The organism is Roseimicrobium gellanilyticum (assembly GCF_003315205.1).
GTDB lineage: Bacteria > Verrucomicrobiota > Verrucomicrobiia > Verrucomicrobiales > Verrucomicrobiaceae > Roseimicrobium > Roseimicrobium gellanilyticum.
The window spans coordinates 115430-140684 of sequence record NZ_QNRR01000001.1 but is presented as its reverse complement, the minus strand read 5'-3'; the positions used below and the strand labels follow the sequence as shown (position 1 = coordinate 140684).

Below are 25255 nucleotides of genomic sequence, written 5' to 3'. Positions count from 1 at the left end.
CCAGTTTTTTGTGTGAGCCGTGCCCCAGCGACATCCGTATGGCTCTGCATGGCACACGTTCCTGGTCTCCGCAGTCCCCATGATATGGTTGGTGGCATCGTCCATTTTGGCCGCATGCTGGATAAGATTCGCCTTCATGCGGAGGGAAAACTTCCTCCTGACTACACGGAACAGCTGGGTGACCAACGCGGCACTTTCGACGGTCGCTGCGTGCGCTTTTTGAAAGTCAATTATGATGCCCTTCGGGAGCGGACACTCGCGGGCGGCAGCGACGATGAGCTTCTTGATTGGTCCTTTGCCAATGGACGGAAACCCAATGAGGAAGAAATCCTGATCTGGAATGCCTTCATGACGAAGCGCGGTTGGCGGGATGAAGCAAAGGACCGGCTGGTATTCCGGCTCAATGAGGCTGGCTTCGGCACAGATTGCGGTGTGGAAACCATGTTTGACTTTATCGACAAGGACGAAGGGCATCCGCCGAGACAGATGGCGTAGTTGTTCCGCTCATTTCAAAGCGTTGTCGGCTGGTCCCAAGATGGGGGCAGGAGTGCCCCCATCTTGGCGCGTCTCCTGACTCTGCCTTCAGCTTTCTTTCATAGCACCCTCATCCTCATGCATCCCGCACGATTCGGGACCAGCCACACTGCCGCCAAGTTTTCCCACAAAAACTTCCGCACCCATGTCCTGTAGTCGCGGGCCTGTTCGTCATCCCATTGAAATCGCGCTTCTCCCTGAAGCCAATGAGGACCACGCAGGCCATGAACACCCCTTCCAACACACTGTCTTCACCGCAGCAAGATCCCCTGCTCGCGGAACATCAAGTCGTCTCCCGCGAGGCATGGACGGAAGCCCGCAAGGAACTGCTCCAGAAGGAAAAGGAGCATACACGCCGCTATGACGCGCTCTGCGCCCAGCGCCGTGCCCTGCCCTGGGTACGCATGGACAAGGCGTACACCTTCGAAGGTCCCAATGGCCCGGAGTCCTTGAGTGACCTTTTCGAGGGGCGCAGCCAGCTCATCATCCAGCACTTCATGATGGGTCCCGGCTGGAAGGAAGGATGCACGGGATGCTCCTTCCTCGCGGACCACATCGACTGCGCCCGCCTGCACCTGGAACCGCATGACGTCACCGTGGTGGCAGTATCGCGCGCCACCTATCCGGAAATAGCCGCTTTCAAGAAGCGCATGCGCTGGCAGTTCAAATGGGTTTCGTCCCATGGCAGCGACTTCAACTACGACTTCAATGTTTCCTTCCCGCCCAAGCAAATCGCCGAGGGCCGCGCCTTCTATAACTATGCGTGGTCGGATACGGAAGAGGAGGAGTCTCCCGGTGTCAGCGTCTTCTACAGGGACCCGGCAAATACAGTGTATCACACCTACTCCACCTTCAGCCGCGGGCAGGAGCAGCTGGTTGGTGCGTACAACTTCCTGGATCTCACCCCCAAGGGGCGCAATGAGAACGGGCCCAATCTCAATCTCATGGATTGGGTGAAACACCACGACAGGTACCAGCCCACAGGAGCGAGTTCGTCCGGCTGCTGCTGCCACCAAAACCAGAGCTCAACCAAGGAGGAATCCGTGTCATGAATGCCAGCGCCTCCACCTCCTGCTGCTGCCGTGCGGCTTCCACCAAGAGCTCAAGCAATCGAATGAGCATTCCGGCGCGCCGTCGTGTGAATCTCACCGGCTGGCTCCTCCCCAGCGCCCTGCTCGTGTTGATGCCGAAGTGCCCGGCGTGCATGGCGGCCTATATTGCCATGGCCACCGGGCTGGGGATTTCACTGCCCACGGCCGCGAACGTGCGGCTCATGCTCATCACGCTGTGCATTACCTCGCTGTCGTGGCTCACGATTCGTACGCTGCACCGTCTGTGCCTCAATCGTACCAGACCACGCTCCTGAGCGAAGGGCATGCACCAAATGCAAGAACCCCGCTCGATTCAGGAACTGGATAAACAGGCCCAATTCTAACCCTAACCGAAACGTCCCATGATTGCGGAACCACCATCTTCCATCGACAGCGAAGCGGAGCTGAAGGAACTCACCCACTGCTGGGCAGAGGCGGTGCATACGAAGAACCTTGCCACGCTGCAGAAATTCTACGCACCCGATGTGGTGATGTATGACGCGGCTCCTCCGCTAGTGACCGAGGGCGTCATGACCTTCGCACGGAACACGGCAGAATGGTTCGCCACCTGGCCCGGCCCCATCGGGCTGGAACTGAAAGAGCTCCAGGTGCACGTGTCAGGGGACATCGCCTTCTCCCACAGTCTGAATCACCTCCAGGGCAAGCGCACGGGAGAGCCTGACACGGACGTCTGGATGCGCATGACCCTTGGCTGGCGAAAGATGGATGGCGTGTGGCGCATTGTCCATGAACATAGCTCCGTCCCCTTTTACATGGAGCCTCCCTACAAGGCCGCACTCGATTTGAAACCCTAGCCTTGCTGCCCAGCGCAAATCTCTCGCATCAAAGTGTTTGTCCCCGGACGACTGCTCCGGCTATCATTCGCACTCGCCCCACCGCTCCGGGTGTTTGTATCCCGGTCCAGGTAACCATCCCCAGTCCTTCACCTTCACTGCCCCCATGAGCGTCAACGCGACTCCATCCGCCCTGCCTGAGTACCTTCTGCTTCTCCGCGGCACGCAGCTTGATCAGCGCTTGCCCCTTCATGAAATGCAGGAGGCCATGGGCAAATTCACCGAGTGGGTATCCAGCCTCGCTCTTGCTGGCAAGCTCAAGCTCGCCCAGCCCCTGAGCCACGATGGCAAGATCGTAGGTAACAAGGAGCGCACTGTCTCGGATGGGCCCTTTGCAGAATCGAAAGAGGCAGTGGGTGGGTACCTGCTGCTCACGGTGGAGACCATCGAGGAAGCCATCGGCATCGCCAAGGAATGCCCGCTGATTGATTGGGGTTCGTCCGTGGAGGTGCGTCCCGTGATTCAGCAGTGTCCCACCATGCAAATCGTGGGCAAGCGCCTAGCCGATGCGGCTGCGCTGTCCCAGGTGTCGTAACACGCGCCCTACGTGAGCGATCCCACGGCCATGCCCAATCCGACGGCGAAGCACGATGTGCCCCGCCTCACCGAGCACCTCTTCCGCCATGAAGCAGGACGGCTCGTGGCCATGCTCACAGGTATTTTTGGCATCAATCGCCTGCAGCTCGCGGAGGATGTGGTCCAGGAGGCCATGGCCCGGGCCCTGCAGGTGTGGCCCTACTACGGCGTCCCGCAAAATCCCACGGCGTGGCTGATGCAGACCGCGCGCAATCTCGCGCTGGATGTGGTGCGCCGGGAAAAGTCATTCGGAGACAAGGAGGAGAAAATCGTGCTCCACATGGAGCAGTCCACCTCCACGCCGGATGATGCTGAAGGCCCCATGTTCGAAGATGAGATCAAGGTGCACCGCCTGCGCCTGATGTTTGCCTGCTGTCACCCGGACATCCCGCAGGAGTCGCAGATTGCTCTCGCCCTAAAAACACTGTGCGGTTTCACTCCGATTGAAATCGCGAAGGCCTTTCTCACCACGGAAGCAGCCACAGCAAAACGCCTCACACGTGCCCGCCAGCGCATTCAGGAAATGGGGATCCCGTTCGAGATTCCCAGTGGACCGGACCTTCCTCCACGTCTGGATGGCGTGTTGCACATCCTCTACCTGCTCTTCAACGAAGGCTACAAGGCCTCCAGTGGCGACAACCTGGTTCGCGAGGAGCTATGCCACGAGGCCATCCAGCTTGCCACGCAACTTGCGGAACACTCGGTGGCAGACCAACCGCGCACGCATGCCTTGATCGCGCTCATGCTGCTGAATGCGGCGCGCTTCTCCACACGCGTGGATGGGGATGGCAACATGCTGCGCCTGCGCGACCAGAATCGCGCCGAATGGAACCGTGAGCACATCGCGCGCGGCATGCTGCACCTCTCCAAGGCCAGTATGGGCGAAGCACTGAGCGAATACCATCTGCAGGCCGGCATCGCCGCATGCCACACCATGGCGCCCAGCTACGATGCCACGGACTGGCGCAGTATCCTTTCGCTGTATGATCGCTGGATGGAACTCACCCCCTCACCCGTGGTCGCACTGAACCGCGCCGTGGCCGTGGCTCAGGTGGAAGGCGCGAAGGCCGGCATCGCAGCGGTGGAATCCATGCGGCATCGCGATCATCTGGAGTCCTACCATCTTGTCTATGCGGTGCTGGGCGATTTCGAATCCCAGCTTGGCAACAAACGCGCCGCAGCCATCCATTTCCGAAAGGCATTGCGCCTCACAGATGTGACGTCTGAGCAGTCTTTCCTGGAAGGACGCCTTCGCGAATGTGGTGACACCGGAGGCTCAGCGCACGCGCCGCGGTCGCGGGGGTAGCACCAGGTGCCGCACTTATTGGTAAGCTCTTTGTAAAGTGCACGCCCATCATTGAGCACGAGCGAGCGGCCCGCTGTCGTATCGTCGCACCTACCTCCCATGACTCGTCGCGCCAGGCGCATCACGATTGCGCTTTTCCTCATCCTCCTTGCCATCCCGCTCACTTACCTCGTGCTATCATGGCGGCCGGAAGATTCGCTGGAGTTTCAGGCTTCCGCGTTCTGGCCAAACCCAACCTCCGGAGAAGGAGAGCCCTCCACCGGAACCACGAATCCGCAGGGCACCATCGATGTGCTGGTCGCAAACAAGGGATACTTCCCCATCCGTTTCTACTATGGCTATCTTGAGTTGGTTGGCGATGCCGATCCAGCATCGGTGGTGCTGCAGCACTCGGCGCCCATTGAGGATCCCTACATCGTCATTCCGCCTGGCAAGTTCATTCGTGCGAGGTCAGGCACCTGGGATTCTCGCGGCCATGCTGATGGAGGCATCCGCTCCCCAGGTATCAACGTGCGCTATTTTTGGCTCTCCGCACTGAGAGCCCAGGTCGATGACTGGCTCGGCTGGTGGTACTACAAGCGCAACCCCAACTCCCTGCGCTTTCCCAAATTTCACACAGGGCACGCGCATCTCATTCCGCCACCCGATAGCGCGACCGTGGAGCCCTGAGTCCTATTTCTCCAACCAGCCACGCCAGCATGCATGGTCTCCGCTGGTGGCACCGGAACTCAATCCCAGCCCGCCGCAGAAACGGCGCTGTCCGTTGTAGAATTCAAGGCACACCACCTCATCAGTGCCCCTGGCATTCATGTGGCGCACGGCCCATGCTTCCCACGTCCTGCCGCAGCAGCGTCGCAGGGTGAACTGCGTGCACTCGCCGAAGAAGGTCTGCCCGCAGCCGCACTGGTTCCAGTGCTTGGGACGGAAGGCCATGGGCAGGTAGCTCAGTCCATTGCGCACCGCGCCACCAAGAGCGACGCCACGTGTGACCATGTCCTCCATGGCGCGCAGCACAGTATCCTTTGATACCTGCCACGCGTGTCGATTGCCTGCGAGAGCCAGGGCATCACGTCGCAGCAGACCGGGCACGCCTGGAAATTGTGAGTCCGGCAGCGTGCGGGACAGTCCGGACCAGATGGGAAGCACCATCTCAGGAGTGAAGCCGGAGAATACGGCGGCGTCTTCCTCGTCGCGTTCTTCGAAGGGCAGGGTATTGCGATTCGGCACACCGGGCTCTTTGCCCCCCAGGAGTCCTTGCTTGGAGTTGTCCTCCTCACGCGGACGCCCATGAATGCTGACAAGTGCTTCAAAGTAGTCGAGGTCCGACCAGTTCGTGAGCATGAGCTTCAAACCACCATCGCCTGAGGCATCAAAAAACTGGAGGCTCGCCACCTGTTGGTCTTCGACCTCCTGCACCACGGCTATCACGGATTTCAGCGAAGCAAGCCGCACCTCGGCACCACTGCTGGGTTCCACGAACTCACCTGTGTGCGAGACCCACTGAAACGATGGACGCTCCCAGGTATCCGCCGTGGAGAGCGGTCCGGACTGCGCACTGGCCAGCACCACACCCAGATGCTCGATGCGGCGGAACAAGGACGGCAGATGCCCACCCAAGCGCACTGCGGTGGACCAGCCATCATCTGCCTCAAACCAGAGATGCGGTGCGAGGCGCTTCAAGTCGAAGGTGCCCTGCTTGAAACTATAAGCGATGCGGGGCAGCGGCCCTTCGAGACGGGAATCCATGTGTCAGGTGCGAGTGATGGAAGTGAAGTGGTCCTGCCTTATGCAGTGACCGCGCGGCGCTCCGCAATGGCGGCGAAGACACCCTTCTTCCACTCATCAAACGGGGCATCGTAGTCGGTGTCGGCAAGCACGATGGGATGGATGCGTTGCGCGCCCTGGGTCTCCAGAGCTGCGTCAAAGTCGATGCCGCATTTGCAGAACTGGTCGTAACCCGTGTCCCCCAGTGCCAGCACGGAGAACTGCGCGTGGCTCAGGTCGAGACCGCCCTTCTTCACCACGGCATTGTAGAAGTCTTCCGCGCCATCCGGCGGCTCACCGTCACCATACGTGCTGGTAATGATGAGCACGGTCTCATGCTCCTTGAGCATCATCGGATCGGCATCGGCCATGTTTTCTGAGACGACTTCATGTCCCTTCTCACGCAGTTCCTTGGCGGTCTTGTCCGCACAGTATTCCGAGTTGCCGGTGACGCTGCCAAAGATGACGAGAATGGAGGATTTCATGGGAGTGAAAGTGGTGGGGCCGAAATCAAGTGGGCGCATGTCTAGCGACGCGGACCTTAGTTGCAACTGATTCTCAATATCGAACAGCAACGGCAAGCATGGGTTCAACGGAACCGCAAAAACATGTAACTCGTTCACTTTGTGCACATTTTACCAACCGAATCGCCTATGCCGTTCTACATCCCCACAATCTCAGGCTATCAACCATCAACTAGAGACCATCAACCGGCCTCCCTCATTGACACTTTCTTGACACCCTTGGACCGGCCTTTGATTCGCTGGAAATCCCCTTGAGGCACACGGTGGGCTCATGACAACCCACCCTAAAAACACCCGGGAGGTGCCCCATGAGTGACCTCCTCTACATCGGCATCGCCGTGGCCTTCTTCGTCGTCAGCGGCCTCTACCTCCGCTTCTGCGAAAAGCTCTAACCCCTGCCCTGACCGCCATGGAAACCATCCTCGTCGGGCTCATCGCCCTCCTCCTCTTTCTCTATCTCTTCGTGGCCATGATTCGCCCGGAGAAGTTCTGACCTTCGCTTTTCCCTCCCATGAATGCCTCTGACTGGCTGCAGTTCGCCCTTTTCATCGCACTGCTGGCCCTTATCACCAAACCCCTCGGTATCTATCTCACCCGTGTGCTCGACCCCAACGGCCGTACGTGGCTGGATCCAGTTCTTCGTCCGTTGGAACGCGTCACCTACGGCCTCATGGGTGTGAAGCCCGACGCCGAACAGGACTGGAAACGCTACACCGTCTCCATGCTGCTCTTCAGCCTCGTGGGCTTGGTGTTCACGTATGCCATCCTGCGCCTGCAGGATGTGCTGCCACTCAATCCGCAGGGACTCTCCGCGGTGGGACATGCACTGGCCTTCAACACAGCCGTGAGCTTCACCACGAACACCAACTGGCAGAGTTACGGCGGTGAAGGGACCATGTCCTACCTCTCGCAGATGGTGGGCCTGACGTTCCACAACTTCGTCTCCGCCGCCACCGGCATCGCGATCGCTGCGGCGCTCGTGCGTGGTATTTCACGCCAGTCTGCCAAAACGCTGGGCAACTTCTGGGTCGACCTGGTGCGCATCACCTACTACCTGCTGCTGCCCATCTGCACCTTGTTTGCCATCTTCCTGGTGTCGCAGGGCATGATCCAGAACTTCAAGCCGTATGACAAGGCGAAGCTCGTGGAGCCTGTGAGCATCACGGTGGAGAAGAAGGATGACGCGGGCAACACCATCACCGGAGCGGACGGCCAGCCAGTCACCGAAAAGCAGGTGATTGAAGAGCAGACCATCGTGCATGGCCCCATGGCCTCACAGGTCGCCATCAAGATGCTGGGTACGAACGGTGGTGGATACACCAATGCAAACGCGGCACAGCCCTTTGAGAATCCCACGCCGCTGTCGAACCTCATTCAGATGCTGTCCATCTTCGCGATTGGCAGCGCACTCACCTACTACCTCGGTCGCATGACCGGGAACCAGGCACATGGCTGGTCCGTGTGGGCAGCCATGATGGCACTCTTCGTCGCCGGTGTGCTGGTCTGCTCGTGGGCGGAAGCAAAAGGTAACCCCATTCACCAGGGACTCGGCATCGTCGCCGCGGATGGCAACATGGAAGGCAAGGAAGTTCGCTTCGGCATCTTCAACTCCTCCCTGTTCGCCACGGTTACGACTGCGGCGTCCTGCGGTGCGGTGAATGCCATGCATGACTCCTTCACGGCAATCGGCGGTCTCATTCCCTTGTTCATGATGGAACTGGGTGAAGTGGTCATCGGCGGTGTTGGCGCCGGTCTGTACGGCATGCTGGTCTTCGTGGTGCTCGCAGTCTTCATCGCAGGTCTCATGGTGGGCCGCACGCCGGAGTACCTGGGCAAGAAGATCCAGGCCTATGAGGTGAAGATGGCCATGCTCACGCTGCTGGTGCTCACGCTCTCCATCCTGTGCTTCACCGCATGGGCCTCGGTGAGCGAATGGGGACTGGCCGGCCTGAACAATGCTGGCCCCCATGGATTCAGCGAAATCCTCTACGCCTACAGCTCCGCGACTGCGAACAACGGCAGCGCTTTCGCCGGCCTGACTGCGACACCCGCGAGCGGGAACCCGCACTACAACATCACGCTGGGTCTCGCAATGCTCATTGGCCGCTTCTTCATGATCGTGCCCATCATGGCCATCGCCGGCTCACTCGTGCAGAAGAAGATCTCACCTCCCAGCGCGGGTACCTTCCCTGTGTCCGGCGGCATGTTCGTGGTCCTGCTCATTGGCACGGTCCTTCTCATCGGCGCGCTGAACTTCCTGCCCGCGCTCGCCCTCGGCCCCATCGTCGAGCACTTCCTCAACGCCCAGGGTGCCCTCTTCTAAACGCACTGCATTGCGAACTGAAAATCTTTTCATTCCATGTCCCACAAAGCTCCATCCCTGTTCGACGCCAGCATCCTGCGTCCCGCCATTGGCGAGTCGTTCAAGAAGCTCGACCCGCGTCTCATGATCAAAAACCCGGTGATGTTCGTGACCCTCGTCGGTGCGGTCCTCACTACCGTCAGTGTCTTCACCTCGCCCACAGATCGCGGCTTCATCCTGCAGCTCGCGGTGTGGTTGTGGTTCACTGTACTCTTTGCGAACTTCGCGGAGGCTATGGCAGAAGGCCGTGGCAAGGCCCAGGCCGATAGTTTGCGCAAAGCGCGTAAGGACACCATTGCCCGCCGCCTGCGCAATGGTCGTGAAGAACAGGTGACCGCACCTTCGCTGGAAAAGGGTGACATCGTCGTGTGTGAAACCGGCGACGTCATTCCTGCCGACGGTGAAGTCATCGAAGGCATTGCCAGTGTCGATGAAGCAGCCATCACCGGTGAATCCGCTCCGGTAATCCGCGAAAGCGGTGGTGACCGCAGCGCCGTAACGGGTGGCACGCGTGTCATCAGCGACCGCATTGTGATCCGCATTACCTCGGAAAAGGGAAACACCTTCCTCGACCGGATGATCTCCATGGTGGAAGGCGCCAAGCGCCAGAAGACGCCCAACGAAATCGCCCTCACCATCTTGCTCTCCGCTCTCACGCTGGTGTTCCTCATGGTGTGCGTCACGCTGAAGCCCTTCGGCACGTATGCGGCTACGGCCTTCTCCATCCCTGTGCTCATCGCGCTGCTGGTGTGCCTCATCCCGACTACCATTGGTGGTCTGCTGAGCGCCATCGGCATCAGCGGCATTGACCGACTCATCCGCCGCAATGTCATGGCTACCAGTGGCCGCGCGGTGGAAGCCGCGGGCGACATCGATGTGCTGCTGCTCGACAAGACCGGTACCATCACCATCGGCAATCGCATGGCCTCGGACTTCCGCCCTGCCCCTGGCGTGACGGAACAACAGCTCGCTGACGCCGCCCAGCTCGCGTCCTTGGCGGATGAAACGCCGGAAGGTCGCAGCATCGTGGTGCTCGCCAAGGAGAAATTCAATATCCGCGGACGTGAGCTCCAGGAACCGCACGCCACGTTCATCCCCTTCACAGCTCAAACCCGCATGAGCGGTGTGGACATGGATGGCCGGAGCGTCCGCAAGGGTGCGGCGGACTCCATCAAGCAGTACGTGCTTTCGAAAGGCGGTGCCTATCCCATCGAAATTGAAAAGGCGGTGGAGTCAGCCTCCCGTGCGGGCCGCACCCCGCTGGTGGTCGCCGATGGCAGCCAGGTGCTCGGCGTGGTGGAACTCAAAGACGTGGTGAAAGGCGGCATCAAGGAACGCTTCGCCCAGCTTCGCAAGATGGGCATCCGTACCGTGATGATCACCGGGGACAACCCCATGACCGCCGCCGCCATTGCCGCGGAAGCAGGCGTGGATGACTTCATGGCCCAGGCCACTCCCGAGGACAAGCTCAAGCGCATCCGCAGCGAACAGTCGAACGGACACCTCGTCGCCATGACCGGTGATGGCACCAATGATGCCCCGGCTCTTGCCCAGGCAGACGTGGGTGTCGCCATGAATACCGGCACCCAAGCCGCTCGTGAAGCGGGCAACATGGTCGACCTGGACAGCAATCCCACCAAACTCATCGAGATCGTGGAGATCGGGAAGCAGCTCCTGATGACGCGCGGCTCACTGACTACCTTCAGCATTGCCAACGACGTGGCGAAGTACTTCGCCATCATCCCCGCGATGCTCATGGTCACCTTCCCCGCCATCTCGGCGCTGAACATCATGGGCCTGGCCTCGCCGCAGAGCGCCATCCTCAGCGCGGTGATCTTCAATGCGCTCATCATCGTGGCGCTCATCCCGCTCGCTTTGCGTGGCGTGGCCTACCGCCCCGTGGGTGCGGTGGCAGTGCTGCGGCGCAATCTGCTCATCTACGGCCTCGGCGGCCTGGTCGTGCCCTTCATCGGCATCAAGGCCATCGACGTCCTCATCACCACCCTCCATCTCGCCTAACTTTCACATCACTTTGTATCATACCATGAAAGCAATCTTCTCTGAACTGCGAGGGGCCTTCGTCTCCACCCTCGTGCTCGCAGCCGTTTGCTGCGGTGTCTATCCCCTGATCGTCACTGGCGCTGCCCAGACGCTGTTTGCCGACAAGGCGAACGGCAGCCTGATCAAGGACAAGGACGGCACCATCCGCGGGTCAGCCCTGCTGGCTCAGGGATTCACTGGGGAGCAGTACTTCCACCCACGCCCCTCCGCTGCTGGCGCGAACGGCTACGATGCCGCCAGTTCCAGCGGTTCCAACCTGGGGCCCACGTCCCAGAAATTGCATGATGCCGTCAAAGATCGCATCGCAGCCTATCGCGTGACCAACGGCCTCGCTATCGACGCACCAGTCCCTGCCGATGCTGTGACAGCCTCTGGCAGTGGTCTGGATCCGCATATCAGCATCGCGAATGCGCAACTGCAGGCGCCTCGCGTGGCCCGCATCCGCCAGATGGATGTGGAAGCCGTACGTTCCCTCATCCGCGAGCACACCACCTCACCTGATCTCGGCATCCTGGGTGAAGCCGGCGTGAATGTCCTCCAGCTCAACACGGCCCTGGATGCACTTCCTCCAGTCTCAGTTCCATCCCCCTAATTTTATGAAAACCTCAAGCCATCCATCGTCGTCATCGCAGGTGCCATTGCGCCTCCTGGGCATCTATGGAGGTGCCTTCGTCGCCTTGTTCCTCTTCTTTGCCCTCACAGCGCAGTTCCTTCGCATGAGCAGCGCCACCGAGGTGCCCATTCCAGATGAAAAGGCGGCCGCTCAAGAGTTGCTCGAAGCAAAGCTCAGCGGCCCCGGGTACTTCCAACTGGGTGAACCCTCGGCTGAACTGCCCAGCCCCTACATCACTCCTGCGCAGGCTCGCATCCAGTTGGACCGTGTTGTCGGCGAGCGCCATCTCGATGCAGCAAAGCGTGAACAATTGGAAAACCTCATCAAGGAACTTACCGAGCCCAGCCCTTCCCGCATGGTGGGCACCGAACGTCTGAACGCGCTGAAGCTCAACCTTGCCCTCGATGAACTGAAGTGATTGAGCCCTGGGAGCGCTGGCCTCTGGCCGGCGTGGAACCAACGGTGCATATGAATTCGCCGGCCAGAGGCCAGCGCTCCCAGGGCCTGCACGAAGTAGTCCCTCGCCAGACGTGGTAACATATCCATCAATATCCTCAATGTCCCAAGACGACATACGCCCCGATCCCGATGCCCTGCTCGCTCAGGTGCAGCGGGAGGAGCATGCCGAGCGCACGGGGAGACTCTACCTCTTCCTCGGCATGTGCCCCGGCGTGGGCAAGACCTACGCCATGCTGGAGGCGGCGCGCCAGCGGCAGAAGGAGGGCCTGAATGTGCTGGTCGGCATTGTGGAAACCCACGGTCGCCATGAGACCGCAGCCCTGCTTCAGGGGTTGCCCATCCTGCCAAAACAAAAACTGGAGCATCGAGGCCACACTCTTGAAGAGTTCGATCTGGATGCGGCGCTGCAACAGCGCCCCGACCTGCTCCTCGTAGATGAACTGGCGCACACCAATGCGCCCGGTTCACGCCACGCGAAGCGCTACCAGGACGTCTTTGAGCTACTCGACGCCGGCATCGATGTCTGCACCACGTTGAATGTGCAGCACATCGAGAGCCAGGTGGACACCGTGCGCCAGATCAGCGGGGTGAACATCCAGGAAACCGTGCCTGACTCCATCCTTGATCGCGCGCAGGAGATTCAGCTCATTGACCTGAGTGTGGAGAAGCTCCTGCAGCGCATGGCCGAGGGCAAGGTGTACATGGGCGAGCGGGCCGAGTGGGCCTCCACCAACTTCTTCCAGAAAGGCAATCTTACTGCCCTGCGCGAACTCGCCCTGCGTTTCACCGCGGAGCAGGTGGATCGCAGCCTGGAGGACATCCGCCGCCAGCGCCGTGTTACCAGTCCTTGGAAAACCCATGCACGCCTCATGGTCGGCATTGGACCCAGCCCCTATGCGGAAAGTCTCATTCGCTGGACCCGCCGTGCGGCCAATCGCCTTGGCTGCCCTTGGGTGGTGAGTTGGGTCGAGACATCCAGGAAACTCAGCGCCGCGGAACAAGACCGCCTCACACGCGCCCTCGGACTCGCACGACGACTCGGAGCGGAAATCATTTCCACCACGGGGGAAAATGTTTCGGAGTCACTGCTGCGCATCGCGCGCGAGCGGAACGTGACCCAGATCGTCGTGGGGAAACCAGAACGCGTCAGCATTCTGCGACAGTCGCTTGCGGACAAGCTCATCGCCGACAGTGGAGACATTGATGTGTGTGTGGTGCGGCCCTTTGCTCCGGGACCATCCGTCACCGCAGAGTCCGCGCTTTCCGATGACAATCGCCGCATCCCCGTGGCGGAATATGCATGGGCAGGTGCGCTCACCGCGGCGGCTGGCCTGCTCAGTTGGATGGCATTGCCGCTCACCGGCTACGTCTTCTCTGCGCTGTTGTTCCTGCTGGCGATTGTCATTGCATCGCTGCGGCTCAGTCGTGGACCTGTACTGGTCATGGCTGGTTTGTGCGCCCTGTCGTGGGATTATTTCTTCATCCCACCGCACTTCACGCTGCACATTGAGCAACCGCATGACCTGCTCATGTTTGTCATGTTCTTCATTGTGGCGATCAGCATGGGTCACCTCACCTCGCGACTGCGCCAGCGCGAGGAAGCGGAGAGACGCCGACTGCGCCAGACTTCTGCGCTACTACGCGTGACTCAAAGCGCCGCGCTCACCGTGGAAACACAAGCAGGACTCAAGGCGGCATTGACGACCATCGACGAACTGCTCGGCGCGCAAACCGCCCTCATCGTGCGCGAGCTGGATCATTCGCTGCCGAAAGCCGCGCATAAGGCAAGCTCCTTCACTCCCACCGACAAGGAGTGGGGCGTGATTGCCTGGAGCTATGAGAATCGCCAGCCCGCTGGCCGCTTCACCACCACGCTTCCACAGTCAGGCGCCACATGGTTCCCACTTCAAACCGCCACGTCCATGATGGGTGTCCTGGGGCTTGCGCTCCCGGAGCAGGCATCACTGGACTTCACCACACGCCAGACCGTGGAGGCTTTTGCCCTCCAGCTTGCCCTCGTGCTGGAGAAAGAACACTTCATCCAGGCAGCCAGTCACGCGGAGGTGCTGGAGCGTTCCGAAAAGCTGCGCCGCACGCTGCTCGACAGCGTCTCGCATGAGCTCAAAACACCGCTCGCCGTCATGCACGCGGCGCTGGAAGGTCTCAACCAGCCGAGCAATCCCTACGTGCGCGAAATGAACACCGCAGCGGCCCGCCTGCAGCGTGTGGTGGACCATTTGCTGCACATCACGCGGATCGAATCCTCCGTGGTGGAGCCACGCCGCGACTGGTGCGAAGTCTCCGAGATTCTCGATGAAGCAAAGTCGTCCGTGTCCGATGTGCTCACCGGACATCCTGTAAAAATCTCCGCACCTGAGGAGCTGACGCTCATTCACGCGGATAGCGTTCTGCTATCGCAGGTCTTGTCGAACATCCTGCACAACGCCGCCATCTACACGCCGACACGAACCGTCATCGAAATCGATGCACGCATCCGCGAAAACGTGCTGCGCATCACTGTGCGGGATCATGGCCCGGGCCTGCCAGAGGGTGCCGAGTCGAAGGTTTTTGAGAAGTTCTATCGTGCACCCGGCTCACCCGCAGGTGGCACCGGGCTCGGCCTGGCCATCGCTCGCGGACTCATGCGTGCACAGGGCGGCGATCTTACGGCGCACAATCATCCGGAAGGCGGCGCTGTCTTTGTCATGGAGCTTGCTGTTTCCACACAAGCGCACTCTCAGATGCTGGAGCCCTCGCTTCCTGCTTGAGTCCTCTCGCCGTTAGTGACTCATTCTCACCATCACACATGCTCGCCCTCATCATCGACGATGAAATCCAAATCCGGAGGCTGCTACGCCTGGCTTTGGAATCGCGTGGATACGAAGTGCGCGAAGCGGAGGCAGGTCAACTCGGCCTGCAAGAAGCCGCGTTTCATCGACCCGATGTCGTCCTCCTCGACCTCGGCCTGCCGGACATGGATGGCACGCAAGTTTTACAGAGGCTGCGCGAGTGGAGCGAAGTGCCTGTCCTGATCCTTTCCGTGCGCGATCAGGAGCAGGTGAAGGTGCGGGCCTTCGAACTCGGCGCCGACGACTACGTGACCAAACCTTTCAGCACTGCGGAACTGCTCGCGCGGCTGCAAGCCATCCAGCGACGCTCCAGCAGCGTGCAGGAATCTCCTGTGCTCGATTGTGGCAGCTTGCGCATCGATTTGTCTTCACATCAGGTGACACTCGCTGGCCACGAACTCAAGCTGACACCCACCGAGTACGCGCTCGCCACCCAACTTGCCACCCACTCCGGTCGCATCGTCACACAAAAGCAGCTTCTGAAAGCAGTGTGGGGGCCAAGCGCGGACACCCACGCACACTCCCTGCGTGTGTATGTGAATCTGCTTCGAAAAAAACTTCAACCAGATCCGGCAGCGCCCCAGATCCAAAACGAGCCGGGCATCGGATACAGGATGTCCGCCCCGAGTGCCTGAGTGGCGTGAGGGAGGTCGCGCTCCCACCCCACCCCGTTGTCCCGGCCTTGCTTCCTGCATACCGCAATGCATGACCGAGGGCCTTTTGCACGGAAGAAAAACTGGGATCGCAAAACGCCTTGCGACGCAGCTTGCTGAAAAAGAGAACTTTACACAGATCTTCGCCACTTGGCATTCATCCAGCACCCTATGTCGCAAGGCTGCTTCGGCAGCCTTCCAAAAAACCAACCGCCAAACCCCCCGCTCTCCATCCGACGCCTTCCTCGTGAGGCGTCGGATGGCGGGTAACAAAAGAGGCCCGTCATGATGTCCCCCAAACACGAGGTACCCAGCATCGGGATTTCCCATCTTCTCTCTTTCGTGCGGCTGTCGCTCATCATGGCGTGGGTCGCGAATGTCGTGCTGGTCTCCGCTGCCTGGCTTAATGCCTACCATGGAGGGCACACGCCGAAGCTCCTTGGTCCCTCAGCACTCCTCGGCTGGATTTTTCTCCTGGGGTGGCTGGGGTGGCGCACGCAATTCCAGCGGCGCACGAACTGACCACCCATCTCCACTTCCAACTGCCTTCCTCCTCATGCACTCCTCTACCTTCATCTGGCTGGCACTCGCCCTCATGGTGCTGTGGCTCGTGTTAAAGGTCGCCCTCGCCATCACGAGTGTGCTCCTTCACTTGCTTTGGATTGCAGCCATCATCTTTGTCGTGCTTTGGATTTTCGGCCAGCTCACCGGAAAACGGGCCACCTGACCCGCCAGCCCCCGGCGGCCTATTGCGCGCGTCCGTCCGTCCGCGAATCCTTGGGTAAATTCGCGGACGGACGAACGGATTTCCGACGAGCTCGGTCGGCAGCCCCTATTTTTTGCGCAGCAGATTTTTCTCCTTCACAAGCAGCCAGCGAGGCGTCAGCATGGAAAAAGCTCGCTGGCCCCGCCCCCGGGTCGGTCTACTCCCAGACCTGCCATGTCATCCACCCAGTCTTCGCAGCGCGTTTCTTCTTCGCGCCTGGTCTTCCCCGTTTTCGGGGCGGCACTCCTTGGCTTTTCCTTCTGCCTGCCTTGTGCGAACTCGAAGCCGGGAGTGGCGCAGATTGTCCTGTCGACAAAGCTTTCCGATGAAGAGCATGCGCGGTTAAAGAAGCTCTACGAAGATCTTCACGCAGCGCCCGAGCTCTCCTTCCACGAAGAGAAGACCAGCCAGCGTCTCGCAAAGGAGCTCCGAGAAGCAGGCTTCACGGTGACGGAAAAAGTCGGCGGATGGGGCGTCGTGGGCGTCTTGAAAAATGGTGAAGGTCGCACGGTGCTGGTGCGCACAGACATGGATGCCCTGCCGGTTCGCGAAATGACCGGCCTGCCTTTTGCGAGTAAAGTTCGTGTGAAGGACACGGACGGCACAGATGTGCCGGTCATGCACGCCTGTGGCCATGACATGCATATGGCCTGCTGGACAGGCACGGCACGCTGGTTCGCCGAAAATAAAAAGGAATGGAATGGCACCCTGGTTTTCATCGGCCAACCCGCAGAAGAAAAAGGCGGCGGCTCCGCTCCCATGCTGGAAGACGGCCTCTACACACGCTTCCCCAAGCCTGATGCCTGCGTGGCGCTCCACTGCAACAGCGACATGGCGGTCGGCACCTTCGGCCTCACAGAGGGCCCTGCCACTGCAAACGTGGACAGCGTGGACATCACCGTGCGCGGTGTGGGTGGCCACGGCAGCGCGCCTCACACCACGAAGGATCCCGTGGTACTCGCCGCGCAGATCATCGTGGCTCTTCAAATGATCGACAGCCGCGAGATCGATCCACGCGAAGCCGTGGTAATCACCGTCGGGAGCATCCATGGCGGCACGAAGCACAACATCATTCCGGATGAAGTGAAGCTGCAACTAACGATTCGCACCTTCAACACCGAGGTCCGTGGTAAAACCCTCGCTGCCATTCGCCGCATCGCGGAAGGCATGGCCCGCACCGCCGGCCTGCCGGACACCCATCTTCCCATCATCAAAGAAGCGGAGCGCTTCACGCCCGTGGTGCAGAATGACCCCGCACTCACCAAACGCATCGGAGCGGCACTGAAAGAACGCTATGGCGAGCCCTCGGTAAAAAGCCGGCGCGCCACCATGGGAGGCGAAGATTTCAGCCGCTACGGCATGACGGAGGACAAGATTCCCATCTGCATGTTCTGGCTTGGCACCATTGCCCCACCCCGCGCTTCTGAGGCGGAGCACGGGGGTCCGCCTCTGCCCAGCCTGCATTCACCCTTCTACAAGCCGGAATCGGACGGTAGTCTCCAATATGGCGTGGGCGCACTCACCACCGCAGTGCAGGCGGCGCTGGCGAAGTAGACACCGTCTGCGGAAGGCGATTTGTCACAAAGCAGCGAAAGCAGCAGAGCAGCTAAGACTAGGAATTCGTGCGCTGTCACCGCGACCAGCGGTCGCAGCCACAGCTTGAGTTGAGCTCAGGCTGTCACGTGTCAGTAGTAGCTTTGGCGCTACTGTGGCTGCGACCGCTGGTCGCGGCGAGGCAGCCTTGCACGCCCCCCCTTCGGCCCTACTCCGACTCCTGCATACCCTCTTCACTGCGCATCTTCGCAATGTGCGCATCGAGCTCTTCGACGAAGCGCCAGGGCAGGCGACGACGCTGATACTTATTGAAAAGGATTTCGCGCAGTTCCTCGTAGTGGTGCAGCAATGGCTCCGTGAGATCGTGCCACTCAGGATCCTTCTTTGTGGTGTAGATGAAGTTCCACTTCAGCGAATCCCACTCAGCGCGGATGATCACCACCTGGTTCTCCTCGTCGCGGGATCGCCACTCATGCTGCTGGGAGTGGAGGCGGACTTTCATGTGAAGCGTGGAGTGATGGGTGAAAAGGGTGTGTGGTGCAGAGAGACCGCAAAAGAGGAGATGCACCAGTTCTGTCGTCTTGGCAAGGCTGGCACAGTCACTCAGGGCTCGTCCCCGAATTGTTTCTCAGCGCGCTCAATGTCCTCGCTCACAGTGGCCCATTGGCTGAAGGCCCGCTCCAGAGCGGCCTCGACATCGGCGAATTTTGAAGTGGTCTCCACCACCACGCCAGCATCCTCGCCGAAGCCCTCACTGCTCATCTTCGCGGTGAGGGCCGCCTTTTCCGCTTCAAGATTGGAGATGGTGGTCTCAACGACTTCGAGCTGGTCCTGAAGAGGTTTCAGGATGCGGGTCTTCTCCTGGCGGCGCTGGGCTTCCAGGCGTCGACGCTCCTTCGCATTCGTCACCTCGCCGTCTCCGGCTCGCAGCGTGGCGGCCGCAGAGGTGTTCATCACTGCGGCAGCCTGCTGCAGGCGGGCCTTTTCCTCGGCTTTCTTTTCGAGGTAGTAGCTCAGGTTCCCAAGGTACAGCCGTGGCGGCTCACCCACGCGGAATTCCAGCGTCTTGTTCACAATCGGATCCAGGAAGGCGCGATTGTGGGAAACGATCATGTATGTGCCGGTGTACTCCGTCAGCGCCTGTTGCAGCACGCTTTGCGAGCGCATGTCCAGGTGATTGGTCGGTTCATCCAGCACCAGGAAATTCGCCGGAGTCAGCAGCATGTTGGCGAGCGAAAGCCGGCCACGCTCACCACCACTGAGCACCTTCACGGATTTGAAGGCATCATCCCCGCGGAAGAGGAAGCACCCCAGCAGTGTGCGGAGCTGTGCCTCGGAAAGTCCGGTGGCATTCTTCTCGATGGTCTCCAGCACGGTCTTCGTGCCATCCAGCGAGTCCGCGTGATCCTGCGAATAGTAGCCGATGCGCACGTGATGCCCCAGTTCACGGGTGCCACCCGTGGCCTGCTCCACGCCGGCTGCGATCTTGCTGAAAGTGGTCTTGCCCGCGCCATTCACGCCCACGATGGCAATGCGATCTCCCTTCGTGATTTCAAAGTCGAAGGGCTTCAGGATCAGCTTCACGCCATCGTAGCTTTTCGAAATGCCCTCCATACGCACCACCGTGTGCCCGCTGGGCGGCGGCTGGGGAAAGCTGAAGCCAATCTCGTCCTCTGTATCTTCGAGCTCGATGCGCTCGATCTTGTCGAGCATCTTGATGCGGCTCTGCGCCTGGGAGGCCTTCGTAGCCTGTGCGCGGAAGCGGTCAATGAAGGCCTGCGTCTTCGCGATCTCACGGTCCTGATTCTTCTTGGCACGCTCCAGTTGCTCACGCCGTGCCGCGCTCTCCCTCACGAAGAAGGAGTAGTTCCCCGAGTAGAGATTCACCTTCGCATTCTCAAAGGCGAGCGTGCGGTTCGTCAGGTTGTCCAGAAACTGGCGGTCGTGGCTGATGAGCAGCACGGCGCCGTGGTAGGACTTCATGTAGTCCTCCAGCCAGACCACGCTCTCAATGTCCAGATGGTTGGTCGGTTCGTCCAGGAGCAGCACACTGGGCTCGGCGAGCAGGAGCTTCGCCAGGGCAATGCGCATCTGCCAGCCGCCGCTGAACTCATCCGTGAGACGGCCCATATCCTCATGGGAGAAGCCCAAGCCGGTCAGCACGCGCTCGATGCGTGGCTTCATGGTGGAGACGTCGTGATGCTCCAGGCGGAGCTGCAGATCCCCAAAGACCTCCAGCGCATCCGCGTACTCAGGGGTGTCGTGGGCGAGTTGGCCCAGCAGTTCACCGGTCTCTTCCAGTTCACGCTGAAGTTTCAGGGCTCCTTCGAAGGCAGTCTCCGCCTCGGCCATCAGCGTGCGGCCATGGACTTCCACGCCCTCCTGTGGCAGGTAGCCCACCTCCACCGCCTTTGCCTTGATGAGACGTCCTTCGTCGTTCTGCTCGACACCGGCAATGATCTTCAGCAGGGTGGACTTGCCGGCGCCGTTCGGACCAGCCAGAGCCACGCGCTCTCCCGCACGCAGGGTGAAGTTCAGCCCGCCAAAGAGGCGGCGCGGGCCAAAGGAGATACCGAGATTTTCAGCAGCGAGCATGGGAGTGGGGGGCGGGGAGCATGCGCGCAAAGCCCGCAAGTGCAAGGCGAAGACTCCACCGAACCTCACAGAGGGTTTTGCGCATCCTTGTTGCCACCAGCGCGGCAGTCCCTACAGTGGCCACTTCTCATGCACATTTGTGACATCTTCAACGAGCGCAAGCCGACCTTCTCCTTTGAATTCTTCCCGCCGAAGACCCCCGAGGGTGCCGAGACCCTGTTTGAAGCCATCCGCGAGCTGGAGGTGTACAAACCCGCCTTCGTCAGCGTGACCTATGGCGCAGGTGGCACCACCCGGGACCTGACTCATGACCTTGTCGTGCGCATCAAGCAGACCACCTCACTGGACCCGGTACCGCACCTGACCTGCGTGTGCCACAATGAGGAGGACATCGCGAGCATCCTGGAGCGCTATGCGCAAGCCGGGGTAAGCAACATCCTCGCACTGGGTGGCGACCCGCCGCGCAACCTGCCCAACTACGAAAAGGCGAAGGACGCCTTCCAACACGCCTCGGACCTTGTACGCTTCATCCGCCGCTTTGGCAGCAATGGCGCGCATCCGGATGGCCGTGGCTTTGGTATCGGTGTGGCCGGCTTCCCCGAAGGCCACCCCTCCACGCCGAATCGCCTCATGGAGATGGATTACCTGAAGGCGAAGGTGGATGCCGGTGCGGACTACATCTGCACGCAGCTCTTTTTCGACAATCGTGACTTCTTTGACTTCCGCGATCGCTGCCGCCTGGCCGGCATCCACGTGCCCATCCTGGCAGGGATCATGCCCATCACCAGCGCCGGTGGGATGAAGCGCATGGCCGAATTGGCCGGTGGAGCTCGCTTCCCTGCAAAGCTGCTCCGCGCCATCGCCCGCTGTGGCAACGACGAGGACGCCGTGCAGCGCGTTGGCGTGCACTATGCCACCGAGCAGTGCGCCGATTTGCTCGATCATCAGGTGGACGGAATCCACTTCTATACGCTAAACAAGAGCAAGGCTACGAGGGAAATCTATGCGGAACTCGGGCTGAAGGACTCCCATTCATTCCAGTCACACCCCCGCCCCTCATGAAGTCGGATCTGTTCGCAGCCATCGAAGCTGGAGGCACCAAGTTCAACTGCGCCGTGGGCACCGGTCCGGATGACATCCGCGCCTCCGTCCGCATCGCCACCACCACCCCCACAGATACGCTTCATGACGTGATGGAGTTTCTCCAGAACGCCTCCAAGCTTGGCCGTATCGCAGGGATTGGGGTGGGCTCCTTCGGTCCCATCGACCTAAACCGCCAGAGTGACACCTACGGCTACATCACCACGACTCCGAAGGAAGGCTGGAAATATACGGACCTGCTGAGCTCCATGGGAGAGCTCTTCCACGCGCCGGTGGGCTTCGACACGGATGTGAATGCTGCCGCTCTGGGCGAATACACCTGGGGCAATGGCGAAGGCTGCGACCCGCTTATCTACATTACCGTGGGCACTGGCATCGGTGGTGGCGTGCTGGTGAATGGCAGGCCGCTGCACGGCTCGCTGCACCCGGAGATTGGCCACTTGTTCATTCCCGCCATCCAGTCAGATGCGCCGAACCCGGATGGCATCTGCCCTTTCCACGGCGATTGCCTGGAGGGACTCATCAGCGGCCCCGCCATCGCCGCTCGCTGGGGGGCCCCTGCGGAGACGTTCCCCGCAGATCACGAGTGCTGGGGAGAATTCTCCACGCTCATGGCGCTGGCTCTTTCCAATCTCATCCTCACGCTGTCCCCGCAACGCATCATCCTCGGGGGTGGTGTGATGCACCAGGCCCAGCTCTTCCCGATGATTCGCGAGGAGGTGCAGCGCATGCTCAATGGCTACGTGCAGACCAATGAGGTGCTGCAGGACATTGATAACTACATCGTGCCACCGGGCTTGGGCGACCAAGCCGGGATGCTCGGTGCCATGGTGCTGGCGAAGCAGGCGAAGGGGAGATAAGTCCGCACAATTTGAAAAGGCTCCGCTCACGGAGCTTTTGCTGTTGCCGGAGCTGCTGCGCCCTTCTTCTCGCGAATCATCTTCGTGAGATACTTCGCCGTCTCATCGGCAATCACGTTGTAGCCCGCTGCATTGGGATGTCGGTCGGCATACCAGGCGGGAATGTGGCCGAGGATGGCGTCGAGCTGGTTGTCCAGGACTTCCACGCGAGGCGGATTTTCAAAGGTGAACGGCTTCACGATATCGAGGTACTGCGGCGGGATCTTGTCCAGAGAGATGCGGCGGTAGTTCAGCATGTTCTCGCCCTTCTTCAGCTCTGCCAGGTAACGAGGAAAGATGTCGAAGAGAGGGAGTCCTGCGTCCTTGGCGACCTTTTCATTGAGGGCATTCACCTGCTGGTTCTTCTCCAGATTGCCATAGGGAATGATCGTCATGATGATGATCTGCGCCTTGGGGTGATCCTTCTTCAGGAGCGCGAGGAGCTCCTGATAGTCCTTGGTGAAATTCTCGGTGAAGTTCTCGCGCTTGTTCTGGTCGTTGATGCCGTAGCGGATGAAGATGTAGTCCAGGCCGGGAAGCTTCTGGACGTCACGCTCATAACGTTTTGAATCCAGCAACCGGCGGATGAACTCACCGCTCACCCCTGAGTTGATGACGTTGCAGGGCGGCATGTCCTTCTCCCCAGCCATCAGGATGCGGATGATGTCCTCGAAGTGAGGTCCCTTGGGCTGGTGTTGCTTTGGAATGCGCGCTTCCGTGGTGCTATCCCCCAGGAGCAGGACCTGAAGCTTGCCGTTATGCTCGGCGTGGAGGGGGGTGAGCAGGGCTGAAACCGTGAGGGCAGCGAGAAGAGGAAGCAACTTCATAAGAAAGAGGTCAAAGAACGGAATTCGTGTTGGAGATGGAGAGTCAGACGGAGAATCAGGTGCGCGACTTGGGCTCGCGGAAGAAAATCAAAAAGACAACAAGCACCGCGCACGCGCCCAGAGCCGGAGTCAGCCAGATGGCCTGCCAGTCGTGAGCAATGGTCCCTTGCGCAGTGGCGAGTTTGTTTGCCGCCATCACCTTGCCTGCGAGCAACGTGCCTACAAAAGCGCCCACACCCCAAAGGATGAAAGCGATGAACCCCTGGGCCGCACCACGAATACGTTCCCCGGCCTCGTCGTCGACATAGAGTTGCCCTGCGATGAAAAGGAAATCATAACAAACTCCGTGCAGAAGGATCGCCGCAAAGATAAGCGCCACCTGGGCGCCAGCACCACCCACGCTGCCAGAAAGGGCAAGATAACGGAGTGCCCACGCGAGGATGCCGATGAAGATGGTCTTCTTGTATCCAAACTTTTTCAGGAATACCGGGAGCAGGAACAGGAAAATGACATCCGACACCTGGGCGAGCGTCATCTTCGCCGCCATGCTTTCCCACTTCAGTTCCGTGAGATAGATGCCCAGCATGACAAAGTAGAAATAGAGCGGGATGCAGATGAGAAACATGCACACGACGAAGATGGCGAAGGCTGGCTTCTTCAGCAGGGCCAGCGCATCCAGCCCAAGGATTTCAGCCATGCTCACATTTGCCCCTGTCTTCGTTGGGGGAGTATGCGGCAGGAAGAGGGAGAAGATGCCAAATGCCATCGAGACCGAGCCGGCGAGGTAAAACTGCAACGGCGACTGTTCCCCCTTCAGCAAGCTGAGAGTCACACCACCTGCGATCCAACCAACGGCAGAAAGTGTTTTTACCCTCGGAAAGTCGGTACGCGCATCGGCAAGATGTGTGAGTGAAAGTGAATTGCCCAGAGCGAGGGTGGGCACAAAAAGCGCGCAATACAGAATCAGCGCGGGATAGAAGCTGCCAAATGTAGTGAGACTGGGAAGCCAGCACAGGACCACCCCGCCAAGAATGCCCAAGATGCCGAGCAATTTCTCAGAGGCAAAGTAACGGTCAGCGATGAGTCCCACAAAGAAGGGCGAGATCATCGCTCCGATGGCAAAAGCTCCATACGCCGCACCGATTTGCTCACCACCGAACTTGAGGGTATTCGCCAGGTAGGTTCCCATGCTCGCATACCATGAACCCCAGATGAAGTACTGGAGGAACATGAAAGAGGACAGCTTTGCCTTGAGAGCGGTTTGCATGGAGCACGAATACGCCGCCGCGCCCGTGTCCATTCACTCGCAGGGTCCGTACGCCCCAGGTCAGCACCAAACCGTCGGGATGCGGCACAGAACTACCATGACGGCTCATGCGCCGGATGCAGCCCTGGGAGCGCTGACGTCCCGTCGGCGTATTTTCGCTGCCGCCTGCTTGCGGCGTATAAGCTTCAAAGACGCCGGCCAGAGGCCAGCGCTCCCAGGGCTGCAACGATTTGAATTGACGCCAACGCTCTCAATTCAGCCCAAACAACTCCGCACCCGGCACACGCTTGCAAGCGCTGGCCCCGTGGCAGCCTTCGGCAAGGGCCAGGAGTTGCTGGAGCTCCTTCGGCAGATTGGAGAATAGCAAGGTGACCTTGAAAGTCCCCCGCTGCTCCTCCGCGGGCACGCACTCCACCACCCAGCCGTGGACGGTCCACTCCTGCTCATTGCCAAGAATGTTCGTCTGGACGCTGAGGGTGATCTCAGAAGAGACATCGAGTGCCCTGGCATTCAGAAACACCACACCGGTGGAGCTGATGGAGCACATGCGAGTAGCTGTGCACTTGCGAGCCTGGAGCTTGGTCCGTCGGGATTTTGCTT

General features: G+C 60.1%; 26 protein-coding genes. 19 read left to right on the top strand and 7 right to left on the bottom strand.

Annotated features, from left to right (window positions below):
* Nucleotides 1-48 precede the first annotated feature (48 nt).
* The 7 genes from DES53_RS00565 to DES53_RS00535 all read left to right on the top strand — a co-directional run bounded on the left by DES53_RS00565 (nucleotide 49) and on the right by DES53_RS00535 (nucleotide 5030).
* The gene (locus DES53_RS00565) at nucleotides 49-495 is read left to right on the top strand and encodes a DUF5069 domain-containing protein (RefSeq protein WP_113956263.1); all 447 of its coding nucleotides are present in this window, start codon (nucleotides 49-51) and stop codon (nucleotides 493-495) included.
* 263 nt (nucleotides 496-758) lie between these two features.
* Nucleotides 759-1586: a DUF899 domain-containing protein gene (locus DES53_RS00560; protein WP_113957141.1), complete on the top strand. Its 828-nt coding sequence runs from the start codon at nucleotides 759-761 to the stop codon at nucleotides 1584-1586.
* Complete coding sequence (locus DES53_RS00555; protein ID WP_147263109.1) at nucleotides 1583-1900, top strand: hypothetical protein; 318 nt, start codon at nucleotides 1583-1585, stop codon at nucleotides 1898-1900. Before DES53_RS00560 ends, DES53_RS00555 begins: the two co-directional genes overlap by 4 nt.
* An 87-nt stretch (nucleotides 1901-1987) precedes the next feature.
* Nucleotides 1988-2440: a YybH family protein gene (locus tag DES53_RS00550; protein ID WP_113956261.1), complete on the top strand. Its 453-nt coding sequence runs from the start codon at nucleotides 1988-1990 to the stop codon at nucleotides 2438-2440.
* A gap of 145 nt (nucleotides 2441-2585) precedes the next feature.
* Nucleotides 2586-3014, top strand: coding sequence for a YciI family protein (locus DES53_RS00545; RefSeq protein ID WP_113956260.1), 429 nt, complete (start codon nucleotides 2586-2588; stop codon nucleotides 3012-3014).
* A gap of 30 nt (nucleotides 3015-3044) precedes the next feature.
* Nucleotides 3045-4361 carry an RNA polymerase sigma factor gene (locus DES53_RS00540; protein ID WP_113956259.1) on the top strand — a complete coding sequence of 439 codons (1317 nt, stop codon included), beginning with the start codon at nucleotides 3045-3047 and terminating at the stop codon, nucleotides 4359-4361.
* A gap of 99 nt (nucleotides 4362-4460) precedes the next feature.
* Nucleotides 4461-5030 (top strand): hypothetical protein, encoded by a 570-nt coding sequence (locus tag DES53_RS00535; protein ID WP_113956258.1) that lies wholly within the window; start codon nucleotides 4461-4463, stop codon nucleotides 5028-5030.
* A gap of 3 nt (nucleotides 5031-5033) precedes the next feature.
* Here the strand turns inward: DES53_RS00535 and DES53_RS00530 are convergent, their stop codons facing one another.
* The gene (locus DES53_RS00530) at nucleotides 5034-6107 is read right to left on the bottom strand and encodes a ChuX/HutX family heme-like substrate-binding protein (RefSeq protein ID WP_113956257.1); all 1074 of its coding nucleotides are present in this window, start codon (nucleotides 6105-6107) and stop codon (nucleotides 5034-5036) included.
* Nucleotides 6108-6145: 38 nt separating this feature from the next.
* Nucleotides 6146-6610 carry a flavodoxin domain-containing protein gene (locus DES53_RS00525; RefSeq protein ID WP_170156756.1) on the bottom strand — a complete coding sequence of 155 codons (465 nt, stop codon included), beginning with the start codon at nucleotides 6608-6610 and terminating at the stop codon, nucleotides 6146-6148.
* Nucleotides 6611-7058: 448 nt separating this feature from the next.
* Here DES53_RS00525 and kdpF point away from each other — a divergent pair, with 448 nt between their 5' ends.
* From kdpF to DES53_RS00485, 10 genes are all read left to right on the top strand, one after another.
* A complete protein-coding gene (kdpF, locus tag DES53_RS33990) occupies nucleotides 7059-7142 on the top strand; it encodes a K(+)-transporting ATPase subunit F (RefSeq protein ID WP_113956255.1) in 84 nt (27 codons plus the stop codon).
* A gap of 18 nt (nucleotides 7143-7160) precedes the next feature.
* Nucleotides 7161-8972 carry a potassium-transporting ATPase subunit KdpA gene (gene kdpA, locus DES53_RS00515; protein ID WP_113956254.1) on the top strand — a complete coding sequence of 604 codons (1812 nt, stop codon included), beginning with the start codon at nucleotides 7161-7163 and terminating at the stop codon, nucleotides 8970-8972.
* Between the two features lie 36 nt (nucleotides 8973-9008).
* Entirely contained in the window at nucleotides 9009-11030 is a 2022-nt protein-coding gene (kdpB, locus tag DES53_RS00510; RefSeq protein WP_113956253.1) for a potassium-transporting ATPase subunit KdpB, read from the top strand.
* A gap of 34 nt (nucleotides 11031-11064) precedes the next feature.
* Complete coding sequence (gene kdpC / locus DES53_RS00505) at nucleotides 11065-11664, top strand: K(+)-transporting ATPase subunit C (protein ID WP_425468374.1); 600 nt, start codon at nucleotides 11065-11067, stop codon at nucleotides 11662-11664.
* Between the two features lie 4 nt (nucleotides 11665-11668).
* Nucleotides 11669-12103 carry a potassium-transporting ATPase subunit C gene (locus DES53_RS00500; RefSeq protein WP_170156755.1) on the top strand — a complete coding sequence of 145 codons (435 nt, stop codon included), beginning with the start codon at nucleotides 11669-11671 and terminating at the stop codon, nucleotides 12101-12103.
* A gap of 139 nt (nucleotides 12104-12242) precedes the next feature.
* Nucleotides 12243-14912, top strand: a complete 2670-nt coding sequence (locus DES53_RS00495) for a sensor histidine kinase (protein ID WP_113956250.1) — start codon at nucleotides 12243-12245, stop codon at nucleotides 14910-14912.
* Nucleotides 14913-14950: 38 nt separating this feature from the next.
* Nucleotides 14951-15628 (top strand): response regulator, encoded by a 678-nt coding sequence (locus tag DES53_RS00490; protein ID WP_113956249.1) that lies wholly within the window; start codon nucleotides 14951-14953, stop codon nucleotides 15626-15628.
* A gap of 303 nt (nucleotides 15629-15931) precedes the next feature.
* Complete coding sequence (locus DES53_RS32345; RefSeq protein ID WP_147263108.1) at nucleotides 15932-16168, top strand: hypothetical protein; 237 nt, start codon at nucleotides 15932-15934, stop codon at nucleotides 16166-16168.
* A gap of 34 nt (nucleotides 16169-16202) precedes the next feature.
* Nucleotides 16203-16373 (top strand): hypothetical protein, encoded by a 171-nt coding sequence (locus DES53_RS32690; RefSeq protein ID WP_170156754.1) that lies wholly within the window; start codon nucleotides 16203-16205, stop codon nucleotides 16371-16373.
* Between the two features lie 213 nt (nucleotides 16374-16586).
* A complete protein-coding gene (locus tag DES53_RS00485; RefSeq protein WP_113956248.1) occupies nucleotides 16587-17966 on the top strand; it encodes an amidohydrolase in 1380 nt (459 codons plus the stop codon).
* A 208-nt stretch (nucleotides 17967-18174) separates the two neighbouring features.
* Here DES53_RS00485 and DES53_RS00480 read toward each other — a convergent pair whose 3' ends face one another.
* Nucleotides 18175-18468 carry a hypothetical protein gene (locus DES53_RS00480; protein ID WP_113956247.1) on the bottom strand — a complete coding sequence of 98 codons (294 nt, stop codon included), beginning with the start codon at nucleotides 18466-18468 and terminating at the stop codon, nucleotides 18175-18177.
* Between the two features lie 101 nt (nucleotides 18469-18569).
* Nucleotides 18570-20561, bottom strand: coding sequence for an ABC-F family ATP-binding cassette domain-containing protein (locus DES53_RS00475; RefSeq protein ID WP_113956246.1), 1992 nt, complete (start codon nucleotides 20559-20561; stop codon nucleotides 18570-18572).
* 129 nt (nucleotides 20562-20690) lie between these two features.
* On the opposite strand from DES53_RS00475, the gene metF reads away from it, so the two are divergent.
* Together metF and DES53_RS00465 are read left to right on the top strand one after the other, a co-directional pair.
* Complete coding sequence (metF, locus tag DES53_RS00470) at nucleotides 20691-21623, top strand: methylenetetrahydrofolate reductase [NAD(P)H] (protein WP_113956245.1); 933 nt, start codon at nucleotides 20691-20693, stop codon at nucleotides 21621-21623.
* Nucleotides 21620-22522: an ROK family protein gene (locus DES53_RS00465; RefSeq protein WP_113956244.1), complete on the top strand. Its 903-nt coding sequence runs from the start codon at nucleotides 21620-21622 to the stop codon at nucleotides 22520-22522. Before metF ends, DES53_RS00465 begins: the two co-directional genes overlap by 4 nt.
* Nucleotides 22523-22548: 26 nt before the next feature.
* On the opposite strand, the gene DES53_RS00460 is transcribed toward DES53_RS00465, so the two are convergent.
* The 3 genes from DES53_RS00460 to DES53_RS00450 form a co-directional block, all read right to left on the bottom strand.
* Nucleotides 22549-23388: an SGNH/GDSL hydrolase family protein gene (locus DES53_RS00460; protein WP_113956243.1), complete on the bottom strand. Its 840-nt coding sequence runs from the start codon at nucleotides 23386-23388 to the stop codon at nucleotides 22549-22551.
* A 55-nt stretch (nucleotides 23389-23443) separates the two neighbouring features.
* On the bottom strand, nucleotides 23444-24655 hold the full coding sequence (locus DES53_RS00455; protein ID WP_170156753.1) for an MFS transporter: 1212 nt from the start codon (nucleotides 24653-24655) through the stop codon (nucleotides 23444-23446).
* A gap of 250 nt (nucleotides 24656-24905) precedes the next feature.
* Nucleotides 24906-25202 carry a hypothetical protein gene (locus DES53_RS00450; protein ID WP_113956241.1) on the bottom strand — a complete coding sequence of 99 codons (297 nt, stop codon included), beginning with the start codon at nucleotides 25200-25202 and terminating at the stop codon, nucleotides 24906-24908.
* Nucleotides 25203-25255: the final 53 nt, after the last annotated feature.